This window comes from Collinsella sp. AF04-24 (assembly GCF_003465685.1).
Taxonomy (GTDB): domain Bacteria; phylum Actinomycetota; class Coriobacteriia; order Coriobacteriales; family Coriobacteriaceae; genus Collinsella; species Collinsella aerofaciens_AP.
In genome coordinates this window covers 646-24,283 of sequence record NZ_QSBK01000028.1, presented here as the reverse complement: position 1 = coordinate 24,283, position 23,638 = coordinate 646, and the positions used below count along the sequence as shown (strand labels likewise).

Annotated in this window: 27 protein-coding genes, 2 tRNA genes and 1 pseudogene; 5 read left to right on the top strand and 25 right to left on the bottom strand. The window is 61.5% G+C overall.

Annotated features, from left to right (window positions below; all coding sequences use genetic code 11):
* The 3 genes and pseudogenes from DWV32_RS10255 to DWV32_RS09595 form a co-directional block, all read left to right on the top strand.
* Positions 1-207 (top strand): annotated as a pseudogene (locus DWV32_RS10255) (hypothetical protein); the annotation flags it as partial.
* Between the two features lies 1 nt (position 208).
* Complete coding sequence (locus DWV32_RS09600) at positions 209-637, top strand: hypothetical protein (RefSeq protein ID WP_117757998.1); 429 nt, start codon at positions 209-211, stop codon at positions 635-637.
* Positions 638-778: 141 nt separating this feature from the next.
* Positions 779-1,075, top strand: a complete 297-nt coding sequence (locus tag DWV32_RS09595) for a hypothetical protein (protein ID WP_117636017.1) — start codon at positions 779-781, stop codon at positions 1,073-1,075.
* Between the two features lie 12 nt (positions 1,076-1,087).
* Here the strand turns inward: DWV32_RS09595 and DWV32_RS09590 are convergent, their stop codons facing one another.
* From DWV32_RS09590 to DWV32_RS10165, 5 genes are all read right to left on the bottom strand, one after another.
* Complete coding sequence (locus tag DWV32_RS09590; RefSeq protein WP_117636018.1) at positions 1,088-1,327, bottom strand: hypothetical protein; 240 nt, start codon at positions 1,325-1,327, stop codon at positions 1,088-1,090.
* A 12-nt stretch (positions 1,328-1,339) separates the two neighbouring features.
* Positions 1,340-1,744, bottom strand: coding sequence for a hypothetical protein (locus DWV32_RS09585; protein WP_117757997.1), 405 nt, complete (start codon positions 1,742-1,744; stop codon positions 1,340-1,342).
* A 200-nt stretch (positions 1,745-1,944) separates the two neighbouring features.
* Positions 1,945-2,313, bottom strand: a complete 369-nt coding sequence (locus tag DWV32_RS09580) for a hypothetical protein (RefSeq protein ID WP_117636020.1) — start codon at positions 2,311-2,313, stop codon at positions 1,945-1,947.
* Between the two features lie 340 nt (positions 2,314-2,653).
* The gene (locus tag DWV32_RS09575) at positions 2,654-4,087 is read right to left on the bottom strand and encodes a hypothetical protein (protein WP_117757996.1); all 1,434 of its coding nucleotides are present in this window, start codon (positions 4,085-4,087) and stop codon (positions 2,654-2,656) included.
* A 2-nt stretch (positions 4,088-4,089) separates the two neighbouring features.
* Positions 4,090-4,338 (bottom strand): hypothetical protein, encoded by a 249-nt coding sequence (locus DWV32_RS10165; protein ID WP_117638267.1) that lies wholly within the window; start codon positions 4,336-4,338, stop codon positions 4,090-4,092.
* Positions 4,339-4,716: 378 nt separating this feature from the next.
* Between DWV32_RS10165 and DWV32_RS09565 the strand changes: the two genes are divergently transcribed.
* Together DWV32_RS09565 and DWV32_RS09560 are read left to right on the top strand one after the other, a co-directional pair.
* Entirely contained in the window at positions 4,717-5,064 is a 348-nt protein-coding gene (locus DWV32_RS09565) for a hypothetical protein (RefSeq protein WP_147346228.1), read from the top strand.
* Between the two features lie 6 nt (positions 5,065-5,070).
* Positions 5,071-5,601, top strand: coding sequence for a DUF6273 domain-containing protein (locus DWV32_RS09560; RefSeq protein WP_255413151.1), 531 nt, complete (start codon positions 5,071-5,073; stop codon positions 5,599-5,601).
* Positions 5,602-6,122: 521 nt separating this feature from the next.
* Here DWV32_RS09560 and DWV32_RS09555 read toward each other — a convergent pair.
* The 20 genes from DWV32_RS09555 to DWV32_RS09460 all read right to left on the bottom strand — a co-directional run bounded on the left by DWV32_RS09555 (position 6,123) and on the right by DWV32_RS09460 (position 23,507).
* A tRNA-Pro gene (locus DWV32_RS09555) sits at positions 6,123-6,199 on the bottom strand.
* An 80-nt stretch (positions 6,200-6,279) separates the two neighbouring features.
* On the bottom strand, positions 6,280-7,491 hold the full coding sequence (gene coaBC / locus DWV32_RS09550; protein ID WP_233540452.1) for a bifunctional phosphopantothenoylcysteine decarboxylase/phosphopantothenate--cysteine ligase CoaBC: 1,212 nt from the start codon (positions 7,489-7,491) through the stop codon (positions 6,280-6,282).
* 3 nt (positions 7,492-7,494) lie between these two features.
* Entirely contained in the window at positions 7,495-8,214 is a 720-nt protein-coding gene (locus DWV32_RS09545) for a zinc ribbon domain-containing protein (RefSeq protein ID WP_117757993.1), read from the bottom strand.
* The gene (locus DWV32_RS09540) at positions 8,211-9,020 is read right to left on the bottom strand and encodes a Nif3-like dinuclear metal center hexameric protein (RefSeq protein WP_117757992.1); all 810 of its coding nucleotides are present in this window, start codon (positions 9,018-9,020) and stop codon (positions 8,211-8,213) included. The genes DWV32_RS09545 and DWV32_RS09540 overlap by 4 nt, the downstream gene beginning before the upstream one ends.
* Positions 9,017-10,195, bottom strand: coding sequence for a cysteine desulfurase family protein (locus tag DWV32_RS09535; RefSeq protein WP_117757991.1), 1,179 nt, complete (start codon positions 10,193-10,195; stop codon positions 9,017-9,019). Before DWV32_RS09535 ends, DWV32_RS09540 begins: the two co-directional genes overlap by 4 nt.
* Positions 10,196-10,201: 6 nt before the next feature.
* A complete protein-coding gene (rpe, locus tag DWV32_RS09530) occupies positions 10,202-10,873 on the bottom strand; it encodes a ribulose-phosphate 3-epimerase (protein ID WP_117757990.1) in 672 nt (223 codons plus the stop codon).
* Between the two features lie 18 nt (positions 10,874-10,891).
* Positions 10,892-11,899, bottom strand: coding sequence for an NAD(P)H-dependent glycerol-3-phosphate dehydrogenase (locus DWV32_RS09525; RefSeq protein ID WP_117757989.1), 1,008 nt, complete (start codon positions 11,897-11,899; stop codon positions 10,892-10,894).
* A gap of 9 nt (positions 11,900-11,908) precedes the next feature.
* Positions 11,909-12,592 carry a glycerol-3-phosphate 1-O-acyltransferase PlsY gene (gene plsY, locus DWV32_RS09520; RefSeq protein WP_117583167.1) on the bottom strand — a complete coding sequence of 228 codons (684 nt, stop codon included), beginning with the start codon at positions 12,590-12,592 and terminating at the stop codon, positions 11,909-11,911.
* Complete coding sequence (gene der / locus DWV32_RS09515; RefSeq protein WP_006236029.1) at positions 12,585-13,919, bottom strand: ribosome biogenesis GTPase Der; 1,335 nt, start codon at positions 13,917-13,919, stop codon at positions 12,585-12,587. Before der ends, plsY begins: the two co-directional genes overlap by 8 nt.
* A 10-nt stretch (positions 13,920-13,929) precedes the next feature.
* On the bottom strand, positions 13,930-15,372 hold the full coding sequence (locus DWV32_RS09510; RefSeq protein WP_117654758.1) for a DUF512 domain-containing protein: 1,443 nt from the start codon (positions 15,370-15,372) through the stop codon (positions 13,930-13,932).
* A gap of 2 nt (positions 15,373-15,374) precedes the next feature.
* On the bottom strand, positions 15,375-16,274 hold the full coding sequence (locus DWV32_RS09505) for a 4-hydroxy-3-methylbut-2-enyl diphosphate reductase (RefSeq protein ID WP_117757988.1): 900 nt from the start codon (positions 16,272-16,274) through the stop codon (positions 15,375-15,377).
* 2 nt (positions 16,275-16,276) lie between these two features.
* Complete coding sequence (locus DWV32_RS09500) at positions 16,277-17,005, bottom strand: lysophospholipid acyltransferase family protein (RefSeq protein WP_117757987.1); 729 nt, start codon at positions 17,003-17,005, stop codon at positions 16,277-16,279.
* A gap of 3 nt (positions 17,006-17,008) precedes the next feature.
* Positions 17,009-17,695 carry a (d)CMP kinase gene (gene cmk, locus DWV32_RS09495; protein WP_117757986.1) on the bottom strand — a complete coding sequence of 229 codons (687 nt, stop codon included), beginning with the start codon at positions 17,693-17,695 and terminating at the stop codon, positions 17,009-17,011.
* 65 nt (positions 17,696-17,760) lie between these two features.
* On the bottom strand, positions 17,761-18,690 hold the full coding sequence (locus tag DWV32_RS09490) for a pseudouridine synthase (protein WP_199577006.1): 930 nt from the start codon (positions 18,688-18,690) through the stop codon (positions 17,761-17,763).
* Positions 18,691-18,712: 22 nt separating this feature from the next.
* Positions 18,713-19,441: an SMC-Scp complex subunit ScpB gene (gene scpB / locus DWV32_RS09485; protein WP_117757984.1), complete on the bottom strand. Its 729-nt coding sequence runs from the start codon at positions 19,439-19,441 to the stop codon at positions 18,713-18,715.
* Positions 19,442-19,452: 11 nt separating this feature from the next.
* Positions 19,453-20,265 (bottom strand): ScpA family protein, encoded by an 813-nt coding sequence (locus DWV32_RS09480; protein WP_117757983.1) that lies wholly within the window; start codon positions 20,263-20,265, stop codon positions 19,453-19,455.
* Positions 20,266-20,349: 84 nt separating this feature from the next.
* Complete coding sequence (locus DWV32_RS09475) at positions 20,350-21,033, bottom strand: site-2 protease family protein (RefSeq protein ID WP_117757982.1); 684 nt, start codon at positions 21,031-21,033, stop codon at positions 20,350-20,352.
* 9 nt (positions 21,034-21,042) lie between these two features.
* Complete coding sequence (locus DWV32_RS09470; RefSeq protein WP_233540451.1) at positions 21,043-21,339, bottom strand: hypothetical protein; 297 nt, start codon at positions 21,337-21,339, stop codon at positions 21,043-21,045.
* Positions 21,326-23,359 carry an ABC-F family ATP-binding cassette domain-containing protein gene (locus tag DWV32_RS09465; protein ID WP_117757981.1) on the bottom strand — a complete coding sequence of 678 codons (2,034 nt, stop codon included), beginning with the start codon at positions 23,357-23,359 and terminating at the stop codon, positions 21,326-21,328. The genes DWV32_RS09470 and DWV32_RS09465 overlap by 14 nt, the downstream gene beginning before the upstream one ends.
* A gap of 75 nt (positions 23,360-23,434) precedes the next feature.
* Positions 23,435-23,507: transfer RNA gene (locus DWV32_RS09460), tRNA-Ala, on the bottom strand.
* Positions 23,508-23,638: the final 131 nt, after the last annotated feature.

Sequence of the window (23,638 nt, the reverse complement as noted above, 5' to 3'; positions counted from 1 at the left end):
GGAAAGCGGAAAACCTCCTGCGACGCGATGCGCAGCGAGGTGGCGCGGGGACGAAGCGTGCTCATTTCAAGCCATCTGCTCGACGACCTGGCAGACCTCACCGACTCGTTCTACTTCATCGAGGCCGGCACGCTCGTGGAAAAGATCGAGTCGTCCTCGCAGACGCTCAAGCAGGAATACCTCGATACATACGAGGGAGATGAATGACATGATAGGCAAGAGCTATGCAAAGATAGCGATTGTTGGCTTTGTACTTTGTCTTGCAATGGTGCTATGTGCATCATTTGCGAGGTATAGGTCCGAGCAGTCGTTCATCGATGGCGCTGAAAATGGGTTTGGCATAGACGGGATGTATGTCGACGATGGCGCGACCAGGACGTCTATGGCGATTCTTGCAGGCGAAGACATGGAATGGCAAATCTGTAATGACGATGGCTCTTGTCTGAGTGGTCGTTTGGCCGCAACGAGCGACCCGAATTCGTTCGATCTTCTCGACAATGATGGAGCGGATTGCGGTTCTGTTCACCTTTCATATGCATCGCGAGATGGGATGGACGGCATCCTCTACGTCTCCCACGAAACTAACGATTTCAAGATGCGCAGAACTAACCGAGCGCCGGCTTTTATCGAGGAGTGAGAATTCCCGGCGGTCTGCCGATCAGGCCGCCGGGGTATCGAACCCCGCATTCATCCGTACACACACGGATGAATGCGGGAAGTGTCCGGATGAAATTGATAATCAAGGAAACAAAGCCGTTCTGCCTGGGACGGCTTTGGCTTGGACTTTAACTACAACATCGCAATCGACACTTATCAGCTCGCGCAACGCGCATGGCCAAATCTCGGACGCTGGTGCATGGAGGACCTTCGAGATTTACTGGACATCCAAAACGACGACGCGCACCGCGTGCTCGCCGACTGCGAAGACGAGATGGCTGTCTACAATGCGATCAGAAACGGCGTGAAGTCCGGAGAGCTTTCTGTGGAACCGCCGCGCCGTCGTGCGAGCCGACCGGGCAACCCGGGCAATCTGGTCCCGGCTCTCCCGGTCGTATTCCTACGATATCGCCCCTAAATCACCAATGTGTCAGATAAAGAATGATGCAATGGTTATGATCAAGCATACGGCGGATGCGACGACTGCGCCTTTTTTCCTCTCCTTTAGTCCGACGAATAGGGTTGCCGTAAAGTAAAGGGCGGAAAGGCAGTCTATGGCAAGCAAAACGAGTTCCTTGGGCGGTTTCAGCAAAAGGTCGCTAGCAAAGAGTAATGCAAGCAGGGCAAAGCCGATTGTGACCAAGTATCTCGATTGATTTTGCGACAGCATGGCAACCTCCTTTTAGAACATGCAAGTGAAAAGTCGGCACGATGTCATTGCGGTTGCAAACAAGCCGCCGCCAGGACCGGTTGTCACGAGACCGGCGATAACTTCAGCGGTGCCAGCAAGGTAGGGATCGCGCAGGCAAGCCTCCTCCTTCGCGTTCAGCTTGACCTTGTGAGGGACGGTGCGGTTATTTGCAAATCCGTGAGAATCGCACCACGCCTTGGAATATGAATCCGTGCAGCGTCCGCGCTCAAAAAGGGATATATCGTAATTTTCGTCGTAGTTGTCTCCGACGTAGATCTCGCTGCTCTCGGCGGGAGACCCCTCGTCGGCATAGGCTGCCGCAACGGGCACAAATGGTGTCATGACAAGGGAGAGGCAAAGAGCTGCTGAGACGATGGAGAGCAGGCATTTCTTCATGGCTGGCTCCTTAATCTGGCCTTTGATAGTTACTTGATGTCGCCTCCTTCCGCTTTATATCCGTTGTATTTGGCGTATTTCTTTAATAAGGCAAGAGGTTCTTCCTCTCCTTCGGATAAGCCGATGATGTTTCCTTGATCATCCAGTATGAATACGGACGGAATATGCTCAAGTTCATATTGGTCATACACGGTCTTATCTTAATCTATGTATATGGGAAAGTCTCCTTCATGGACCGAGGCTTCTTCAATTGTGCTGTCCTCGGAAACAGTGAAAAGGTTCTTCCTTAAGGCTGCGAAAATATCAAGTTGTTGCATATCTTCTATGAGAGATTCGCAGTGCTGACACCACGATGCCCAGAACATCAAGATATTTTCCTCATTAGGTTTTAGCTTGTTAAAATAATTCACGTTTCGGCCGAGGCTGAAATTTTGGCCCATTTTAATGGACAAAGATGAGGGATAAGCATCGTGTTGCGGTTTGATATTGACGGCGATTAAGGCGGCGAAACACGTCAGAGTCGCCAGAGTCAGTAAGGCGATAACGCATTTTCTCGGTTTCCAGCTCATGACAGATCCCTCTCTCATGGTGAAACGCATACGTTTTGAAACGGGATACCGCTTCGATTCGTTCCGGACGCGGATGTGGACGTAACTGGTCTCGGTGCCAAGTGCGATTTAAGTGCTGTATATGACTTAACGAGAATGTCCGAGCAGTGCCGGAGTCTCCATCTGGATTGTTCCGACTGGAACATCAGCCCGAATACACTGCATAGCGACTCCAACAAGAACGTCCCCGGCGTAATCCTTCCCAAGGCATGGCAATAGACAAGTTCAAGTGAACGCATGAAGGTGGCTCCCGAACCATCGGGAGCCACCTTCGCAATTCAACCGATGGGAAAACCGACTGCTAATTCAATTTGACCCAGATGGCGGGACGGACTCCGAGCAAGTCATCCTGCTCGCTCCCGTCATCGCCAAATTTGATGTCGCCCATCTTGCACACGTAATTGGCTAGGGGCTGCCCGACATAGTAGAAATCACTATAGTCTGAGCTGCCGCTGTACTTCTCGACGGTAGAGGTCCACCAGTCCTTAACTTTATCGTCCTTCACTGACTTTGCGTACCGGAAATCGTCCGATAGCGCGGGTTCGCAAAGGAGAAAGGAGTTGAGAATCGTGGCGTCTCCGTCGATGAGGCCCCGCTCGACATCGCTGAAGGCGAAATCCCTGAAGCTGCCGTTCAGATAGTCGTATAGCGAGCTGGACTTGAAATCGGTTGCGTCGCCTTGCGTATCGAACGCCATCTCGTCGATGCACTGCTGGGTTACGAGAAGGACCCGTCCGTCCTCCTTGTCGACTACGATCCATCTGATCGGTCTGCCGGCGATTGCAGCGCCCTTGTAGGCCGCCAGCCCACCCGAATAGGTCCCGAACTCGTCGGTCTGCCCAATCGACTTGCTGTCGATTACCTCCTGCTCCGCCTTCATGTCCGCCCGCGCTTCGAGCATGGACGGCAGGGGCGAGATGGCGACCATGACGGCAAGCAGGACGATGCCCGCGACGGCTGCGACGGCTATCTTCTTCCTCCTTTTCGAGAGGTTCGCAATCTTCATGCCGGCCTCTCTTGCCTTCTCGCCCGAATCCCCGTAGCCCTGCTCGGCCAGCCTCTCGAGGCTCTCCTTGGCGGCTTCAGCTTCCTTCCTGTTGCCCTTCTCGAGTATCGCGACGCTCGTCTTGTAGACCCTGTCCCTTCTGGATTCATCCAGGAACGCGGCATCTTCCAGATCCGCCATTTTCTCGCGCACGGCGCCGCAGTTCCAGCAGGTACCGCGCTTGAGGTTCACCGCACCGCAGCCGCACTGCCACCACCCGTCGTGTTCGGAATGGACGCCCGCGCATTTGAAGGTATCGGCCCCCATCTCGGAGAGCAGGACATCGCGTTCCGACTCCTCGACCCCGTTGAGTGCGAGTGGCGCGGGGCTATCGATGTCGATCGGGTCGCCGAAGGAGGTCTCGCCGTCCGCTTGGGTCACAACGGCACGCGAGCCGGTGATAACAGACAGCTTGATTCTCACCGCCTTGGGCCTGAGCACCTCGCCGGCGGGCAGGTCGGCATCTAGGAGCGAGAAGTCGACGGTCTCCGTCTCCCCTCCCTCGCCTTCGAGCCCGACAGTGAACTCTATGCGGCTGATGGGTTTCGTCGATACGTTGACGATCTTTGTTTGGAGGAAGCAGGCTCCCGTCTCGGTGTCTCTGGAGACTTGGATGGCTAACATCCTGACAGGGCAAAGCTCCTGCCAGGAGGGGTTGGCGTCGCGGTAGGCGATCTTGTATTTCGACATTACTACACCTCGGGCAGGGCGTCTTCGTCCCTTTGTGCGCTGGGCGCCGGTGCCGCTCGGTCGGGCAGAGCGCAGACGATCAGGCCGACCATGAGCGCGGTGCCGAAAAGGCCGATGAACCAGAGGATTCCCGCGCCATTGGTGTAATGCCCCTTGGCCCTGGCAATCTTAACGAGCTCCGCTACGCCGCAGATGTTGGCGGCGATCGCCAAGAGAGGCAGGAAGAAGATTATCAGCTCCAGGCTTCTCATTTTTGGTCCCTTCTTCTCGACCGCCCGCCTCGACACCGGCGGTCCTCCGTAACTTCCGGTAACACCAATTCTGCTGTCCTCACCTGCGAATTTGTTGAGCAACAAATTCGATTGTGTGAGCGGTCGGTTAAGCTGCGCAGACGTTGGGCTAATTACTCTTTGCCGCTGCGGCAAGTCCAGCGCAACCTTTTGGAATAGTCCTACGCTCAAGCCGTTTCTATTCAGCCTGAGCGAAGGGAGTCGCATATGCATGCAGCGGCAATTAACCTTCGGGGGGGGGTATCTCCTAGAGGTATCCGCCTTCGTGGGCAATCTATCATCGAGTACGTCCTGATTATCGCGGTCATCGGCCTGGTGATCGTGTTCGCGGGACCCAGCGTGGCCGGGACCATCCGAAACCAGTTCAACCTGGTCGGCGACGCGGTGAACAGCGGGGCGACCGGTGGCGTCGAGGACGGTGGAACATCCGGTGGCGGCTCCACAGGGGCCGATTCCGCGACCGTCCAGGCGGCCATCGCCAAGGACGCGAAGGACTGGACGCTCGGTGAGCAGAAGGCCGTGGCAGAGGACATCGCCACGAAGGGCAAGGCGTCTCCCGCCTACGCCAAGGCGAAGGCCGCCATGGATGCCGGCACCAAGTTCACGATGAAGCTCACCGATGGGAAGACGCTCGAATACCGCATCATCGGCATCAACCATGACGATTTGGCCGACGGCTCGGGCTAGGCGGGGCTGACGTTCCTCACCACCTCGACGGGTATTTCGCCCCGCATGAACGCCACCGACACCAACGCCGGTGGCTGGGAGAAGTCGGAGCTCCGTGCGAAGATGAACTCCGGCGAGATCTGGAGCCTCATGCCGCCCGATTTCCAGTCCAAGGTGAAGACCGTCAGGAAGCTCACGAACAACGTCGGCGGAATCGATAAGAACGCCGCCGTAACCGCGACCTCGGACAGGCTGTTCCTTCTCAGCTACTCCGAGATCGCGCCCTGCACCTCCCATTGGACCTCCGACTTCACTTCCCTTTGGGCCTCTGACTACCCCTGGAGTTCCTCCGAGGGTAGCCAGTACGAGGCCTTCAAGGGCAAGGTGACGAATAACGATAATCCCAACTCTGCCATTGCCATTAGCAGCTTATGGTGGGAGCGTTCGGTGTTACCGAAACTTTCTGCGTACTTCCTCGACGTCACCGGCACTGGCAGGCCGTCGCGTGGCGACGACGCGAGCGCTTCGCTTTGCGTCTGCCCCGCTTGGTGCTTCTAGCCTGTCTTCTAGCTTGTCTAGCGAAAAGCCTGCGCAACTTCGCGCGGGCTTTTCTTTTGGCGGTTACTCGAACGGTCTGATGTTCGTGGCACAGGTAGTCGGGTTGAGGGGAAATGGGGTCATACAGCGGCTCTCAGAGCGTCTGCCACACTCCCCCGCCATTACCTCTGCGGGGTCCTCGTGTAGAGCTCATCCTGCTTGGCATTTCGCTGCAACAGCCCACTTGTCCACCGATCAAGTGAACTACTGGAATAAATACAGCGACACGCTTGTTCGTCACAGTCGCTATATCCGTGTAAATCGCCGCGATAAATACAGCCTGTACTCGGCTGTATACCAGCTACGCGTATGTAGATTCATATCGCGTTAATAAATCGGCTCAAGCGCGTGCAAAACGCGCAAGTAGCCGCAAAAGGCGATTATCGCGTAGGTAGATTTTTGGCACCCTGTTGCTTACTGAAAATTAAGCAATTGCTTAAAACAAAAAAGGTCAGGCACTAAGTGCCTGACCTACAAACTTCTGGTCGGGACGACTGGATTCGAACCAGCGACCCCTTGACCCCCAGTCAAGTGCGCTACCAAGCTGCGCCACGTCCCGAAGCTTTTGTTTGTTGCTCTGCTCTCGCTCGCAACAAGGAGTATATTAACCCGAAACTTTGTCCTTGTGCAAGAACTTTTTTACAAATTTTGAAGCAAGTCCAAAATTGTATCTGCGAGCTGAGGTTTTGTTAGTACGGGTAGTTCTTGCGTACCCGCTATGCTCACGATCCAAGCCTTGTTGGTGTCGGTTCCAAAGCCCGAATCGGCGCGTGAGACATCGTTGGCGATAATGGCATCGCAGCCTTTGCGGGTCAATTTGCGCTCGGCGTACTCGACGACGTTATCAGTCTCGGCTGCAAAGCCGATTACGAGGCGATCGCCCTTTTGGCGTGAAAGTTCGGCCAAGATGTCAACGGTCTCGACGAGCTCGATTCGATCCAGGCGCTCGTTGGCCTTTTTGAGCTTATGGTCCGCCGGGGCCGCCGGCGTGTAGTCGGCGACGGCGGCGGCGCAAATGGCCGCGTCGGCCGTCTGGAAGGCGCTCAGCGCTGCCTTCAGCATTTCAGCGGCGGTCTGCACGCGCACGCACTCCACGCCGTGGGGAACGTCGAGCGATGTCGGTCCCAGCACGAGCGTGACGGCGGCGCCGCGGCGTGCGGCCTCCCCCGCCAGAGCGATACCCATCTTGCCCGATGAACGGTTGCCGATAAAACGCACGGGATCGATCGGCTCGTGCGTGGGGCCGGCAGTGATCACGATGCGCTTGCCCGCCAGGTCTTGCGGGACGGGGTTCAGCACCTCACAGACGGCCTCGACGACGTCCTCGGGCTCGCTCATGCGTCCCGTGTCCACGTCGCCGCAGGCAAGGTAACCGCTACCCGGACCCACAACATTGACACCGCGCTCGCGCAGCGTGGCCATGTTGGCCTGCGTGGCCGGTGCCTTCCACATGCCATTGTTCATGGCCGGTGCGATCACGATGGGGCGCGGCGTGGCAAGCAGCGTGGTGGAGATGAGGTCGTCGGCGATGCCGTTGGCCATCTTAGCGATGATGTTGGCCGTCGCGGGCGCCACGACCACCACGTCGGGCTCCTGCGCCAGCGAGATATGGTGGATGGGGTCGGAGGGGTCGTCGAATAGGCCCACGGCAACGGGCTCATTGGTGAGTGCGCGGAAGGTGAGCGGCCCCACGAACTCCGTGGCGTGCTCGCTCATGACGACCTTGACGTGGGCGCCGCGCTTTTGCAGCAGGCGCACGATATTGCACGACTTATAGGCGGCGATCCCGCCGGTAATTCCCAGCAGGATCGTTTTTCCCTCAAGTTGCATTGAATTGTTGGGTGCCACCATCGTTTAAGCTTCCTTGCTAGGGAGCACGAGCAGGCGGTGGCAATACGGGCAGTGCGTAATCTCACTGCCGTCGTGGTTGAGGTCGCTCATGGACGACGCCTGCAGCGCGGTGTGGCAGACCGTGGGGATGTTGCCCTTGATGGTCTCGACGGCCAGGCCGCGGAACTGCTTGAGCAGGCGCTCGTAGTCGCTGAGCACGTCGGTCGGCAGCGTGGCGGCAAGCGCGGTGCGCTCCTTGGTGGCGGCATCGATCTGAGCCTGCAGATCGGCAGCCTTGGCGCGGGCAGCCTTGGTATCGGCCTTTACGCCCTCCTCGAACTTGGCGATGATGGCCTGCGCGCGGGTCTCGCGGTCGAGCGCCTCTTTGTGGGCGACAACGACGTCCTTGCGGGTGTGCTCAATCTTGTCCAGACGCTTGGCCAGGGTGGCAAGCTCGTTCTCCAGGTCCTGAACCTCGCGATAGTCAGAGCCGTCGACGTGGCGCTTCTTGGCGGCCTCGATGGCGTTGTTGGTCTGAATCTCGGTGGTGTTGAGATCGTCGAGCTCAATGTCCAGGTCCTTGCGTTGGGCGTAGAGCTTGGTCATCTCGGACTTGAGCTTTACATAGGTCTTACGCTTGGAAGCGAGCTCCTTGAGCTCCGGCATATTGGCAAGTTCGCTCTTGTTGCGGGCGAGCTCCAAATCGATCTGTTGCAGCTTGAGTAGCGTAGCGCCGGCGCTCATAAGTTCTCTCCTTTTGTCACAGTCCACCATTGGCAAGGGTTCAGTATTTTAATCGCATGACGGGGGTCGACCCCGGCGTCAACTGCAGAGTTCATCAATATATCAACGAACGGCTCCTCGGAGCGGTCGTGGCCGAGCAAGATCACCGGCAGCCCGCGCAAGGCAAGGTCCTGTGCCACGTGGTAGCCTGCCTCGCCCGTCACGATAACATCTGCGCCCGCGGCGATGGCGAGCTCTCCAAAGTCGCCTAAGGAGCCGCCCAAAATGGCGATGGTGCGGCACGGGTGATCTGCCTCTCCCCACACGCGCGGGTCGCTGCCAAACGCCATGGCGGCACGGTTGGCGAGATCGCGCAGGTTGCAAGCGTCGTGGAGGGTCGCGAGTGCGCCAAGACCGGTGAGCTCAGGCTCGTCTACATGCTCCAGCGAGCTCATGGGCTCAGCGCCCAACAAATCACTCAGGCGAACGCGCGCTTCGTGCGAACGGTCCAGGTTGGTGTGAAGCGAGATGATGCTCACGCCGCAACGAGCCGCTTCGTACAGCGCAGCGCTGCACTGGGGACGCGCGGAATCGGCCGGACAAAAGGCTTCGGGCGCCTTGATATAGATGGGATGATGCGTCAGCAGCACGTTGGCGCCAGCCTCGAGAGCACGGTGCACGTTATCCTCGGTCGCGTCGAGTGCGCAGGCAACACCGGTGATCTCGGCAGCGGGATCTCCCACAGATAAACCAACATGATCCCAACCCTCGGCGTCCGTCTTAGGATAGCGTGCCAGCAGTGCACGCTCGAGTTCCGCGATGATCATACGGCGCCTACGATCGAGAGCAGCGTCTGGGCAAACTCGTCCAGATCGCCTGGATTCACGCGATCATCGAAGGAGATGCGCAAGGCACCCAGCGCCTGTTCGCGACCGATGCCCATGGCGCTGAGCACGTGGCTGGGGTCCATGCTGCCGCTCGAGCACGCCGAGCCGGACGAAACCTCAAAGCCGGCGGCGTCGAGCTTGACGATGAGCTCCTCAGAGTCCATGCCGTTAACGTAGATCGACACCATGCCCGGCAGGCGATCGGCCTGTGCGTAGTCGCCCATCGTGGCATGAATACGCGGATGAGCCATAAGCGTGGCGTAGAGCTTGTCGGATAAGGCCTGCAGCGTTGTGCGCTCCTGGGCAACATTCGGCAAAAGCGCGGAAGCGGCAGCGGCAAAAGCCAGCTGCGTGCGCAGGTCCTGCGTGCCAGCACGGCGTCCGGCTTCCTGTCCGCCGCCAAAGATGCGGGGTCGCAGCGGCGTGCGGGTCTTAACGTAGAGTGCGCCAGATGCTACGGGACCGCCAATTTTGTGGGCGGCGACGGACATGGCGTCGACGCCCAGCTCGACGGCATCGAGCGGAATATGCAGATAGCCCTGGATGGCATCGGTATGGAACAGTGCGCCCACGATATGCGCGGCAGCGGCAAGCTCGCGGATGGGCTGCACCACGCCGGTCTCGTTGTTGGCAACCATGATGCTCACGAGCGCCACGTCGTCGCCGAGCAGCTCGACAAGCGTGGCAGGCTCAATGTAGCCCATGCGGCAGGGCTGCACCAGGTCGACGGTAAAGCCGGCGGCACGCAGCAACGGCAGGTTGTCCAGAATCGAATCGTGCTCGATGGCCGAAACGATTACACGACCGCGCTTTCGGTCGCGCTGACGAGCGCCCTCGGCAAGGCCAAGGAGCGCCAGCTGGTTGGCCTCGGTGCCGCCGTTGGTCAGGATGATCTCGGACGGGCGGACGCGCGCGCCAAAGCTGTGGGCGATCTCGCGGCGTGCGACCTCCAGGCGCGCGGCGGCCTTGCGGCCGAGCGAGTGCAGGGAGTTGGGGTTGACGCCCGCAAGTTCACTCTCGTCGTACTCACGCTGCGCAATAAGCGCCTCGGCGCGCATGGGCGTCGAGGCGGCATAGTCAAGATTCACGGGTATGCGGTTTTGACCTGCGGTCATAAGGGTTTATGCCTCCTGTGCGGCCTCGTTGCCCAGCTTCTGCAGCAGCGCAACCTCGGCGGCGGGATCTTCGGACTTAAATACGGCGGAGCCTGCCACTAAGACATCGGCGCCGGCCTTGACGACCTCGGCGATATTCTTAGAAGAGATGCCGCCGTCGACCTCGATCAGGGGCGACACGCCGTGGCGCTCGCACATGGCCTTGAGCTCGTGCAGTTTGGCGATGGTGCCCGGGATAAAGCTCTGGCCGCCAAAACCGGGGTTCACGCTCATCAGCAGCACGATATCGACGACCTCGATGATGCTCTCGAGCACGCAAACGGGCGTTGCGGGGTTGAGCACCACGCCGGCCTTGACGCCGCGCTGCTGCAGGTGCGTGAGCGTGCGGTGCAGGTGCGTAGAGGCCTCGTAGTGCACGGTAATCATATCGGCGCCGGCATCGGCATACCAATCGACGGTCTCGTCGGGGTTCGAAACCATGAGGTGTGCGTCGACCGGCACGTCGGTGGAGCGCTTGACGGCCTTGAGGATGTCGACGCCAAAGGTGAGATTGCCGGTAAAGTGACCGTCCATGACGTCGAAGTGCACATAGTCGGCACCGGCGATCTTGTCGAGGTCGCCCTTGAGGTTGGCCATGTCGGCCGAAAGGACGGACGGAGCGATTTTAATGGTACCCATGGTAGTAGCCTTTCTGCGCTAGTCGTTGAGCCCGTAGAACTCTTGCGATGGGACGCGGTCGGTGAGAATCTCGAGCGCCCTATCCAAAGTAACACCGTTGTAGAGCGTTTGCTCCACGGCAAAGGTGAGCGGAATGTCTACGCCCAGTGAACGGGCGAGCTCGCTGACGCTTCGGGCCGCGACGGCGCCCTCGACCACCATATGTGTGCGCTCTTGGTACTCGTCGAGCGACACGCCGTGGGCAAACTCGTAACCAAAGGTACGGTTGCGCGAATGCTCCGAGGTACAGGTGGCGATGAGGTCGCCCATGCCGGCAAGTCCCATGCAGGTTATGGCCTGCCCGCCGCGAGCGTGCACCAGCCGGCTGATCTCGGCCAGGCCGCGCGTCATGATAAGGGCGAGCGTGTTATCGCCCGCACCCGAACCGGCGGAGATGCCGCATACGATGGCAATGACGTTTTTCATGGCACCGCAGACCTCGACACCGGTCATGTCCTGCGACAGGTAGATGCGGAAGGCGGTTGACAGGAGCAGGTCCTTAAAGGTCTCCCCTACCTGCGGATCTTTGCTGGCGATGACGGCGGCGGAAAGCCCACCGCGGCAGATCTCCTCGGCATGGTTGGGGCCCGAGAGCGCCGTCACGCGCGTCTCGTTGCCGATCTCGCTGGCTATGACCTCGCTCATGAGCAGGCCGGACTCGGGCTCAATGCCCTTGGTGAGGCAGAGCACCGGGGTGTTGGCGGCGATGAAAGGCGCTGCCTGATGACATACGCTGCGCAGGTGTGTGGAGGGCACGGCAAAGATGATGGCGTCGGCGGCGTCGAGCGCTTGCGCCAGGTCCGTCGTGGCGACGACGTTGCCGGGCAGCTCGTAGTCCACCAGATACCGGGGGTTGCAGTGCTCGCCATTGATGCCGGCGGCCGTCTGCTCGCTGTGGGCCCACATGGTCACGCGCTCGGCTCGCGCGGCGGCAAGGCCGGCGACGGCGGTTCCCCAGGAGCCGGAGCCAATCAGCGCAACATTCATGATTCTCTCCTACTTATCGTCGGGCTCGGTGACGCGCTTGGTAAACGAGAGCTTGGACTCCTTACCGGCCATGAGCTTTTGGATATTCGCGCGATGGGCCCACACAACGGTGATGCCGATTATCGCCATGCAAAACTTAAGTCCCAGGCTGCTGTACGGAAAGACCGCGCAAGCAGCGATGGGAAGACCGATGGCAGCGGCAAGCGAGCCCACCGACACATACTTGGTGATGGCGACGGCCACGATAAACATGCCGAGCAGCGACAGGCCAATAGGCCAGTACCAGGCGAGGATGACGCCCAGGCCAACCGCGATACCCTTGCCGCCGTGGAAGTTAAGGTAGGGCGAGAAGATATGGCCCCACACCGCTGCCAGGCAAATGACGCCGAGCATCCAATCGCCGGGGGCTCCGGGCGCCATGATGCTTACGGGGAAGCCATAGCCCAAGTCGGCAATGAGCGGACGCGCGATAAGGACGCAGATGGCGCCCTTAAGGCAGTCGAGCAACAACGTGAGCGCGGCCACCTTAGGGCCGGCCACGCGCAGCGCATTGGTTGTGCCGATGTTGCCGGAACCCGCCTTGCGAATGTCGGTGTGGTTGAACACGCGGCCCAGGATCAGGCCAAACGGAATCGCTCCGATAAAGAACGAGACCACGGCGCAGATGGCGGTCAGCAGAATCGGATTATGCATCCTTTTGTTCCTTCTTCCTAAAGAAGAGTCGAATGGGCGTGCCGGCAAAATCGAAGGTCGAGCGCATGCGGTTCTCCACGTAGCGCTGGTAGGTGTCGTTGACCAGATCGCTGTGGTTGACGAAGAACGTGAACGTCGGCGGATTGACGCCCGTCTGAGTCACGTAGTGCATGCGCAGGCGGCGCTTGCCGTCCACCACGGTGTGGCCGAACTCACGTAGGTCGGTGAGGAACGTGTTGAGGCGCGAGGTGCTGATCTTTTGCGAACGCGTCTTCTCGGCTGCGTCGACCATCGCCCAGATCTTCTCGACGCTGCGGCCAGTGAGGGCAGAGATGCGCAGGTACTGGGCCCAGGGAGCCATGACGCCCAGACGGCGGTCGATGGTCTCCATGCAGGCCTCGCGCTTGCGGTCGTCGTCGAGCAGGTCCCACTTGTTGAGCAGCACAACGATGGCACAGCCGCGCTCGATGGCAAGACCCATGACCTTCTGGTCCTGTTCGGTAACGCCCACGGAGGCGTCGACGACGAGCAGCGCCACGTCGGCGCGGTCGATGGCGCGCAGGCCGCGGACCATCGAGTAGTACTCGATATTCTCGTACACGGTGCTCTTCTTGCGGATGCCCGCGGTGTCGACCATGCGGTAGTGCTTGCCGTTGCGCTCCACGACGGTGTCGATGGCGTCGCGCGTCGTGCCGGCAATGTTGGACACGATAGAGCGGTCGGCGCCTAGGATGCGGTTGAACAGCGAGGACTTGCCGGCGTTGGGGCGGCCGATGATGGCCACGTTCAGCGCATCGGGGAACTCGTCGGCGACCTCGTCCTCTTCCTCCGGAAGCAGGGCCACGATATCGTCGAGCAGGTCGCCCGTGCCATGACCATGCAGGGCCGAGAGCGGCGTGGGCTCACCGATGCCGAGCGAATAGAACTCCCAGATGCTGTCGTTCTCGCGATCGGGGTTGTCGAGCTTGTTCACCAGCAGAAAGACCGGCTTGTCGCAGCGCTTGAGCATGCGAGCGACCGACTCGTCCTCCTCGGTGACGCCGGTGCGGCCATCGACCACAAACAGGATGACGGCGGCTTCCTCGGCGGCGGCGAGCGCCTGGTCGCGGATGGACGTGGCAAAGACGTCGTCGCTCTTGAGCGGCTCGATACCGCCCGTGTCGACGATGGTGAACTCGCGGCCGTTCCAATCGGCCGTGTGATATGAGCGATCGCGCGTGACGCCGCGAGACTCGTGGACGATGGCGTCCGAGGTCTGGGCCAGGCGGTTAACGAGCGTGGACTTGCCCACGTTGGGGCGTCCGACGACGGCGACGATAGGTTTCATCTGCTCTCCTTTAATGGGTAGGGTCAGCGGAATTAGTAGAGTCGGCAGGCACAATGCCAAGGATGTGCTCCAGGGTATCGAGCAGCTCATGCGGCATGGTCGACACCACATGAACCTCGGCGCCGCGACTGGTAAGGCTTGCGAGTAAATCGTCACGATGATACTCGTCAAGCGTCATGCCGTCAGCGTTGAACATGAGCTTAGGCACAAAGAGCATAACCCCCGACAGATCTTGGGGCAGCTGCTCCAAGATGTCACACGCGACGATGAGGCCGGTCACGTCCACGTTGCCGCCAAAGTAGCGGTTCTTGATGGCCGTGACAGTGCCGGCGAGTCCCTGGGGCGACTCCACAAAGCGGGCCACCGTGTCGCGTGCGCTGGCGCCCGAGAGGCACAGCAGGTGCTGGCTGCGGGCGGCGATGGCCTCGCGGACGCGGGCCAGACGCTCGGTATCGGCGGCAAGCACGTCGTCGGTCTCGTCTAGATACGAGCGGATCATGCCGATGCCGTCGTAGTACTGCGGGTAACCGTCGTAAAAGTCCGCCTCGGGAGGATCGATGCCGGCGTCCAGATAGAACTCGTCGCTCATCTGGAAGGTGTGGCGGCCAAAGCGCTCGAAGGCACGGTCCTGGTAGGGACGGATCATGGCAATGGTCTCGCGCGCCAGCTCGGGCTTGTCGCTGTAGGACCAGCTAAAACGGTTCTGATGCTTGGTAAAGCCGAGCGGCACGATGCCCAGGCTTGTGATTTGCTCGTGCTCCTCGCAAAAGCGCAGGGTCTTTTCCAGCTCCTCGCCGTCGTTCATGCCGGGGCACAGCACAATCTGCGCGTGAATCTCGATGCCGGCGGCCATGATGGTCTCGAGTACGTCCATGCCTCGCTGAGCGTTACGGCCCATCATACGACGGCGGACGTCGGGGCTCACAGCGTGGACCGACACGTTCATGGGACTCATGTTGCGCTGGATGACGTTTTGCACGTCCTCGTCGGTGAGGTTCGTAAGCGTGACAAAGTTGCCTTGCAAAAAGCTTAGGCGATAGTCGTCGTCGCGAATATAGAGCGTGGAGCGGCCGCCCTTGGGGAGCATGGTCATAAAGCAGAACACGCAGGCGTTGACGCAGGTACGCATGCCGTCGAAGATGGGGCCATCGAACTCCAAACCCCAATCCTCGCCGGGAAAGCGGTCGAGCTCGACGGGGGTGACGGTGCCGTCGCGCGGGTCGAAAACCTCGAGCTCGACGGTATCATCGTCGGCCTCCCAGAGCCACACAATCATGTCGGTAAGCTGCTCACCGTTGACCGTGAGCACGCGCATGCCCGGCTCGATACCCACATCCCACGCGGGCGATTCGGGACGCACGTTCTTGACGAGCGCGCCCTCACCCGGCTCGGGGTCGCGGCTGCGCCCGTAATCGGCCACCTCGGCGGCGTATGCGGGTACGGTCTGGTCCATGGTTAGCGGCAAAGCTCCTTGATGCGCGTGACGGCGCGTTCGATGTGTTCTTGCGGGGTGGAGGCTCCGGCGGTGATGCCGATGTGGTGAGCGTCGGCAAACCACGCGGCCTGGAGCTCGGAAGCTTCCTCGATGTGATGCGTGCGCTCGCAGGCGTCTGCGCAAATCTGCGCCAGGCGGCGGGTGTTGCCCGAGTTCTTGCCGCCCACGATGACCATGCAGTCGCAGCGGTTGGCAAGTGTGGCTGCTGCCTGTTGACGCTCACTCGTGGCGGCGCAGATGGTGTTGATCACGCGCAGCTCCTGCACGCGCGGGGTGATAGCAGCCACGACCTCGGCGAGGTTCTGCGCAGTCTGGGTGGTTTGCACGACGAGGCCTACCTTGCCCTTGAGCGACAAGGCGGTGGCGTCGGCGGCACAGCTCACGACCTGTGCATCATTGCCGGCGTGGCCCAAGATGCCCTCAACCTCGGGATGGCCCGGCTCGCCTACGACTACCACGCGGTAGCCCTCGCGTACCAGGCGCTCGGCGGCCACATGGACCTTCTTCACGTAGGGACAGGTGGCGTCGACCACGGTAAGGCCGCGCTCGCGGGCAGCATCGATCACTTGCGGCACCACGCCGTGGGCGCGGATGATCACGGTACCGGTTGCGGCGCTATCCAGGTTCTCAGCCAGGCTAACGCCCGCCTCAGCGAGCTCGCGCACCACGATAGGGTTATGGATGAGCGGACCCAAGGTATGGACCTGAGTGCACTCCCCTGCCTGCGGCGCAGCGGCCAGCGCCATGTCGAGCGCACGCTGTACGCCGTAGCAAGTGCCGGCGTGGGCGGCGATCTCGATGGTAGGCGCGGTTGCCTGGTCGGACGCGGTCACGGCAGTGTTCGTCACGTTCTCGCTCATGGCTAGAACCTGCCCGGATGCTCGGCGCACAGGTCGTCGCGCATGGCGTAGACGCGGTTCATGGCCTCGGACTCAAACCAGGCCAGGCGCTCCGTGCGCTTAAGCCCGGCCGGCGCGTCCGAAAGCGAGACGGCCTTGCCGGCACGAATCCAGCACTTCTTGGGACGCATGAGCTTTTTGCCCGCGGGCGTGATGTCGGACCAGCCGCAGATGGCGAGCGGGTTGACGGGCGCCTTGCCCATCTGAGCGATGAGCGCAAAGCCGCCGTGGACCTCGGGCTTGATCTCGCGCGAGCGGATGCGCGTGCCCTCGGGGAAGATCAGGACGTCCTCGCCGCGCTGCAGCGCATGCTGGGCGGCGCGCAGGCACTTCATATCGGCAGTACCGCGCTCCACGGGGATGCCGCCAACGCGGCTAAAAGCCCAGCGCACAATCTTGCTCTTGGCGAACTCGGACTTAAAGATAGGGCGAATGCGGCGGCCGCCAAAGAACAGCGCCGTCTCCACGGCCAGCAGCTCGGCCATCGAGGTGTGGTTGCAGATGACAACGCTGCCGCGGCCGTCCTGGCGCTCAAACAGCAGATCGGCATCTTCGACCTTCCAACGCCACATGAGCTTGGAGAAGGCCCAAAGGATGGCCATGACTACGACGACGGTACCGCGGATGAGCGCCGGGAACTCGGCGTAGGGGGCGTTGTAATAGTCCTCGGGCGTCTGCTTAAACAGGCGCATGGGCTACCTCCTTTGGTTGATGAGGCCCTCGATAATGCGGACGACCTCGTCGATGGTATGGGCGGTGGAGTCAACGTGCACGGCGTTCTCGGCGGGCACGAGCGGCGCGACCTCGCGGCTGCTGTCAAGCTTGTCGCGCTGCTTAAGGGCGTCGAGAGTCTCGTCGACCTCGGCCTCGAGCTGCTCGGCAGTAAGCGGCTGGGCGTCGTTTTGGTGACGCTGCAGCACGCGGCGGCGGGCGCGCTCGCGCGGGTCGGCGGTCAGGAAGACCTTGACCTGCGCGTTGGGGAACACGACGGTTCCGATGTCGCGACCCTCGGCCACGATATCGCGGTCCTCAGCGGCTCGGCGCTGGTGAATGAGCATAGCGGCGCGCACGCCCGGGTAGGCCGAGACCTTGGATACGTTGGCGTCGACCTGCGGGGTACGAATGGCAGCCGAAGCGTCCTGGCCGTCAATGGTCAGGCGCGTATCCTCGCCGGTGCCGTTGGTAAAGCGAATCTCGATTTGCTTGGCGAGGGCGTCGATGGCCGTCTCGTCGTCCAAATCGATGCCGCGGTCGAGAGCGGCGAAGGTGACGGCGCGATACATGGCGCCCGTGTCGAGCTTGTTAAAGCCCAGCTGGCGGGCGATCTCCTTGGCGATGGTGGATTTGCCGGAACCGGCGGGGCCGTCGATGGCGACGATCATGCAATACTTCCTTTCGATGGTTGACGTGCTGGTATGGTTCGGGGCGCTGGGGCGCGGCGGGTTGCCTAGCCTGTGTAGCGCTCGCGGTAGGTGTTGCGCTTGGGTGCGGAGCCGTGGCTGCCGTGGTGACGCGTGCGGCTGGCGGGCGTGTCTTGGGGCTTGCCGCCGTTGCTCTTGGCGCTCGCCTGCTTGGGCGGCAAGCCGCCGGCCTTGAGGATCTGCACCTCGCGGTCGGTGAGCTCGCGCCACGAGCCCTTGGCCACGTCCTTGAGCTCCAGGCCGGCAAAGTTGCAGCGGTGCAGGCGGATCACCGGATGGTGGATCTTGCTCAGCATGCGCTTGACCTGGTTCTTGCGTCCCTCGCGGATGATGACCTCCACGGCGGTGGTACCGGGCTTTACGCCTTGCGGAGCCACGGCCTCTGCCTCGCGTGCGGTGATGATGCGGCAGATAGCCGGCTGGCACAGACCGTCGTCGAGCTCGATGCCGCGACGCAGCGGCGTAAGATCGTGGTCGGACAGCTGCCCGTCCACGAGCGCCTGGTAGGTCTTGTAGACGTGCTTGCTGGGGTGCAGTAGATCCTGCGATAGGTCGCCGTCGGTGGTAAAGAGCAAAAGGCCTGTGGTGTCACGGTCCAGGCGGCCCACCGGAAACAGGCCCGGAAATCGGTCGCGCGGGACCAGATCGGCCACGCAAGGGCGCTCCTGCGGGTCGCTCATGGTAGTGAGGTAGCCGGTCGGCTTGTAGAGCATCAGGTACACGGCGCCCTGGTTGAGCTTGACAGGCATGCCGTCGACCTCGATGTGATCGCGTTCGACGTCGACTTTGGTGCCCAGTTCGGTCGCGACCTCGCCGTTAACGGTCACGCGTCCGGCGGTCATCAGGTCCTCCGACCCGCGGCGGCTCGCCACGCCCGCGCGCGCCAAAAAGCGCTGCAGGCGCATGGTGTGCGGGTAGACAGGCTGGGCGTCGGCAGCGGGTACTGCGTTACCCATGGCGCGCGTCTCCCCTACTTCGTTAGTCCTCGTCATGTAAATCCTCCGAGGTCTTGTCGACGACCAGGGTCTCCAAGTCCTCGACTGCCTCAACATCTTCAAGATCGGTATCGAGCAGTTCGCGCTCTTCGTCCAGGTCCTCGGCCTGCTCCTCGAGCGTGGACTGAATGCTGCGGCCGCTCAGGCGCTCGCGGATAAACTGACGCGACTGCTCGTCGGGGGCAAACTGCTCCAGATCGGGCAGATCGCGGGTGGAGCGCAGACCGAACTTTTCCAAGAAGGCGTTGGTCGTGCCGTAAATGATGGCCTGACCGCGCTGGGGATCGCGGCCGAGCTCGCGCACCAGGCCCTTGTCCACGAGCGACGCGATGACGCCGTCGGAGTTGACGCCGCGGATGCCCTTGACCACCTCGCGCGTCACAGGCTGGTGGTATGCGATGACGGCCAGGGTTTCGAGCGCCGCCTGCGACAGCTTTTGCGTGTCCCAGCTCAGCACGTAGGCCTCGACCACGTCGTGGTAGGCGGGATGCGTAAACAGGCGCCAGCCGCCGGCGACCTCGCGCAGCTGAAAGCCGCGGTTGGCCTCCTCGTACTCAACCTTGAGCTCGGCGAGCAGCGATGCGCACTCGCCCGGGGCGATATCCAGCGCACCTGCCAGCGCGGGTGCGCTCACGGGGTCGCTCGACACCAGCAGCAGCGCCTCAAGGGCGCCTTTGAGGCTGTTTGCCTCCAGCGTGGAAATGGTTGACATGGTTGCGGCTCCTATTCGGTGAGCTCGGGGCCCTCGCCGGGCACGTATGCCTCGGCGCCCTCGACTCGGTTGATGCAGATGGTTCCGAAGATCTCGTCCTGGCTCAGCGTGAGCGAGCCGCGCTTGGCTAGCTCGAGCATTGCTAGGAAGGTAACGACGAGCTGCTCGGTGGTGGCGTCGCCGTCCAACAGCTCGCGGAAGGTGCAGGTTTGGTGCGTCATGGTAAAGCGGTCGACTGAGGCCACGGTCAGGTCGAGCGGCACGCGATGCGGTGCCACGTGCTCGGCCTCCAGCAAGAAGGTCTGTCGCTTGCCGTCCAGGTCGGCACAGATGACGGCCAGACCGCGCAGGGTGATGCCGGCCAGGTAGTCGGGCATGAGCCCCAGGAACTCGGGGTCGGGGCCGGCCACACGCGGGTGCATGCGGCTTTCGGCCTGCATGCGGGCACCGAGGGCCGCAGCCGCGCCTTTAAACTGCTTGTAGGCGATCAGGCGCTGGATCAGGACCTCGCGTAGGGCATCGCCGTCGAGCGTGCTGAGCTCCTCGAGGTCTTCGTCGAACTCGTCATCGTCGTCATCGGCTTTGCGCGGGGCCTCCTGCGGCACCAGAGAGGCGGCCTTGATGTCCAAAAGGGTTGCCGCGACCAGCAAAAAGTCGCTCGCCACGTCCAGGTCTAGCGCCTCGATGCGCTCGGCCTCGGCAAGGTACTGCTCGGCCACCTCGCTAATGGAGATGGCGCTGATATCTACTTTTTGGCGGGTCACCAGCTGCAGCAGCAGGTCGAACGGTCCGCTGTAGACCTGCGTCGACACGCGATACGACATCTTCGACCTCCTTTGACGGCGCCTTCGCGGCGCGGTTTGGGTGCATGTTACGACCGTTTTGCACGGTCGACCTGTAAGTTTACCTTAGATGCCGGCGATTGCGAAGTTGAGCAGCTGCTCAGCAAGCGGATACACGGTAACGTCGAAATAGCGGCCGATCACGTCGATGCCGGTCCACATGGGCAACAGGTACAGAACCAGGATGAGGATGGGCATAGCGTATTTCTGCAGACGGTAATAGTTGTTGAGCGCCTTGCCTTTGAGGAACGGTACGATGATCGACGAGCCGTCGAGCGGCGGGATCGGGATGAGGTTGAAGAACGCGAGCGACAGGTTGACCACGATAAAGGTGGCGCCGAAGTTCATGATCTGGGACGCCACGGCAAAGGACATGCTGGCGTAGAGGTTGCCGTACATTGCGTGCATGAGGGCGGCCGCGAGGCACGCGAGCGCGATGTTCGATGCGGGGCCGGCTGCGCTCACTAGGACCTCGTCACGCTTGGGGTGCTTGAGGTTGTTAAGGTAGACGGGCACGGGCTTGGCGAAGGCGAACACCGGGCCGCCGGCCGCGAGCATGAGCAGCGGCAGGATGATGGTGCCAAACGGGTCGATATGGTTAAGCGGGTTGAGCGACACGCGGCCGCGCGAACGGGCCGTCTTGTCGCCGAGCGCCCAGGCCGCGGCGGCGTGTGCGCTCTCGTGGATCACGATGCCCACGATGACGGCGACGGCGCTGGCGAGCAGGTTCATGAGGTAGCTGCTGGACATGGCGCTCCCCTAGCGGACGCGACGCGAGGCGCGCGTGAGCAGGTAGTCGATCACAAACAGGATCACGGCGACGGTGGCGTAATCCAGGCGGAACACGCCGCCAAATGGCGACGTGATGACGCCGTAGCCGGCGATGACGCTCGGCAGCGCGCGCGAAAGCTCAACGACAAAGCCGACGATCTGCAGCTTGGCGGTGAGGCCGCTAAAGCACAGCAGCACGGTCATCGCGCTCATAAAGATGCCGCAGATGCGACAGGCGATGGCGATGATGCTCATCGCCACGGCAGCGGCCTTACGAGAGTTCACGCGCGGTCTCCTCTTCGATCTGGGTGGAAAGCTCCAGCCATTCGTCCTCGAGCTTGGGTAGCTCTTGCTTAAGGCCGTTATATTCCCCCAGCGCGGCGTTGAACTTGTCTTGATCGGCATAAAGCTCTTCGCTTGCCATCAATTCCATAAGCTCGTCATAGCGGACACGCTTTTTGTCGAGCTCCGTCTCGATCTTCTTGAGCTGGTTGCGCACGCCCTTGAGTTTTTTATTGAGCGCGGCGCGGGCTTGGGCCTCGGCGCGCTTTTGCTCCTTGGTCTTTTTGCCCTCGGCAGGCTTAGGCGCCGCGGCGGGGGTGTCGGCCTGGGCGGCGCTTGCCTTGGCGGACTTGGTCGTGGCCGGCGCGCTCTCCGTGGACGCCTCGGCGGCGGCGCGGGCTGCGAGGTCCTCGCGCTTGTAGAGGTAGTAGTCGTAGTCGCCGTCGTAGACCGTGACCTTGCCGTCGCGGATGTCGATGACGCGGTTGGCCACGGCGCGTACCAGGTGCTCGTCGTGGCTGATCAGCACGATGGTGCCGGGGAAGTTTTGCAGGGCGTTCTCGAGCATATCCACCGAGTCGATGTCCAAGTGGTTGGTGGGCTCGTCCAGGCACAGGAGCGCCTCGGGGGCCACAAGCATCTTTGCCAGGGCCAGACGCGCCTTTTCACCGCCGGAGAGGACGCGTACCTGCTTTTCGATTGCGTCGTTGTCGCTAAACAGGAAGGCACCCAGCAGGCTGCGCTGCTGCGGCACGGTCCACTTGGGCGTGACGGTGTCGATCTCTTGCAGGACGGTGTTGGACTCGGTCATGCCCTCGAGCGCGTGCTGGGCATAGTAGGCGACGCCGACGTTGGTGCCCAGATCGCGGGTGCCGGTGGTGGGCGGCTCCAGGCCGGCGAGGATCTTCATGAGCGTGGACTTACCGGCGCCGTTGGGGCCGACGAGCGCCACATGCTCGCCGCGGTAGAGCTTGAGGTCGATGTCGCTGTAGATGTGCTTGTCGCCGTAGGACTTGGCCACGCCCTCGAGCCCCACGACCATGTCGCCGGAGCGCGGCGGGTCGGGGAACTTAAAGTCGATGTGCTTGTGGCCCTCGGGTAGGATGACAAGCTCCTTTTTGATCTGCTCGATCTTGCGGATGCGCTCCTGAGCCTGGGCAGCCTTGGTGGGCTTGTAGCGGAACTTGTCAACGAAGACCTGCATATGGGCGATGTCGCGCTCCTGGGCGGCGCGCTTGGCGCGCATCTGCTCCAGGTTGTCCTCGCGCTGCTTGAGGTAGCTACTGTAGTTGCCGGTGTAGGTGGTCACGCGGCGGTTTTCGAGAGCGGCGACATGGTCGACGCAGGCGTCCATGAAAGCGCGGTCGTGGCTGACGATGAGCACGGCGCCATCGTAGTTGGCGATAAAGCCGCGCAGCCACTGGACGCTTTCGAGGTCCAGGTGGTTGGTGGGCTCGTCCAGAAGCAGCAGGTCGGGGTGACGCAGGAAGAGCTTGGCCAGCGCGATGCGCATCTGCCAGCCGCCCGAGAACTCGGAGCACGGGCGCTCAAAGTCGGTGACCTTAAAGCCAAGGCCGGACAGGATCTTGCGGGCGTTGCTCTCGAGCTCGTAGCCGCCCAGGTGCTCAAAGCGGTCCTGGACCTGGCCGTACTCGTTAAGGAGCGCGTCAACGTCCTTGCCCTGTTCGGAGAGCTCAGTGATCTGGGCCTGCAGCTCGTTGGCGCGCTCGCCCATGCGGCGGATTTCTTTGGCGGCGGCCATGACCTCAGCGAGGATGGTGGTGTCCTTTTGTTCCAGATTAGTTTCCTGCTCTAGGTAGCCCACCTGGCAGTCCTTTGCGTACTGGACCTGGCCGGAGTCGGGACTGTCGATGCCCATGATGATTTTGAGCATGGTGGTTTTGCCGGCGCCGTTGGGGCCCACGAGCGCGAAGCGCTCGCCGGGGTTGATCTGGAAGGACGCGCCGCTAAAGAGGACGCGTGCGCCGAAGCTTTTTTCGATCTTGTCGACCAGGAGGATCATGGTGCCGCCTTTGACCTTGTGTGCCAATATGAAAAAAGGCCCCAACTTGCGTTGGAGCCTCATTCAATGCTCGGGTGGAGACGAGGGGGATCGAACCCCTGACCTCTTGACTGCCAGTCAAGCGCTCTCCCAGCTGAGCTACGCCCCCGTGCGAAGAAGTACTATACGGGAACTCGGACCACGATGCAAGGACAATTTTGGAAAAACTTTCCGGGGGCGCGTCCAGGGCGTCTGGGCCCCTCGATGCCCGAGTAAGCCCGCGGGGCCGATGCGGGCGGG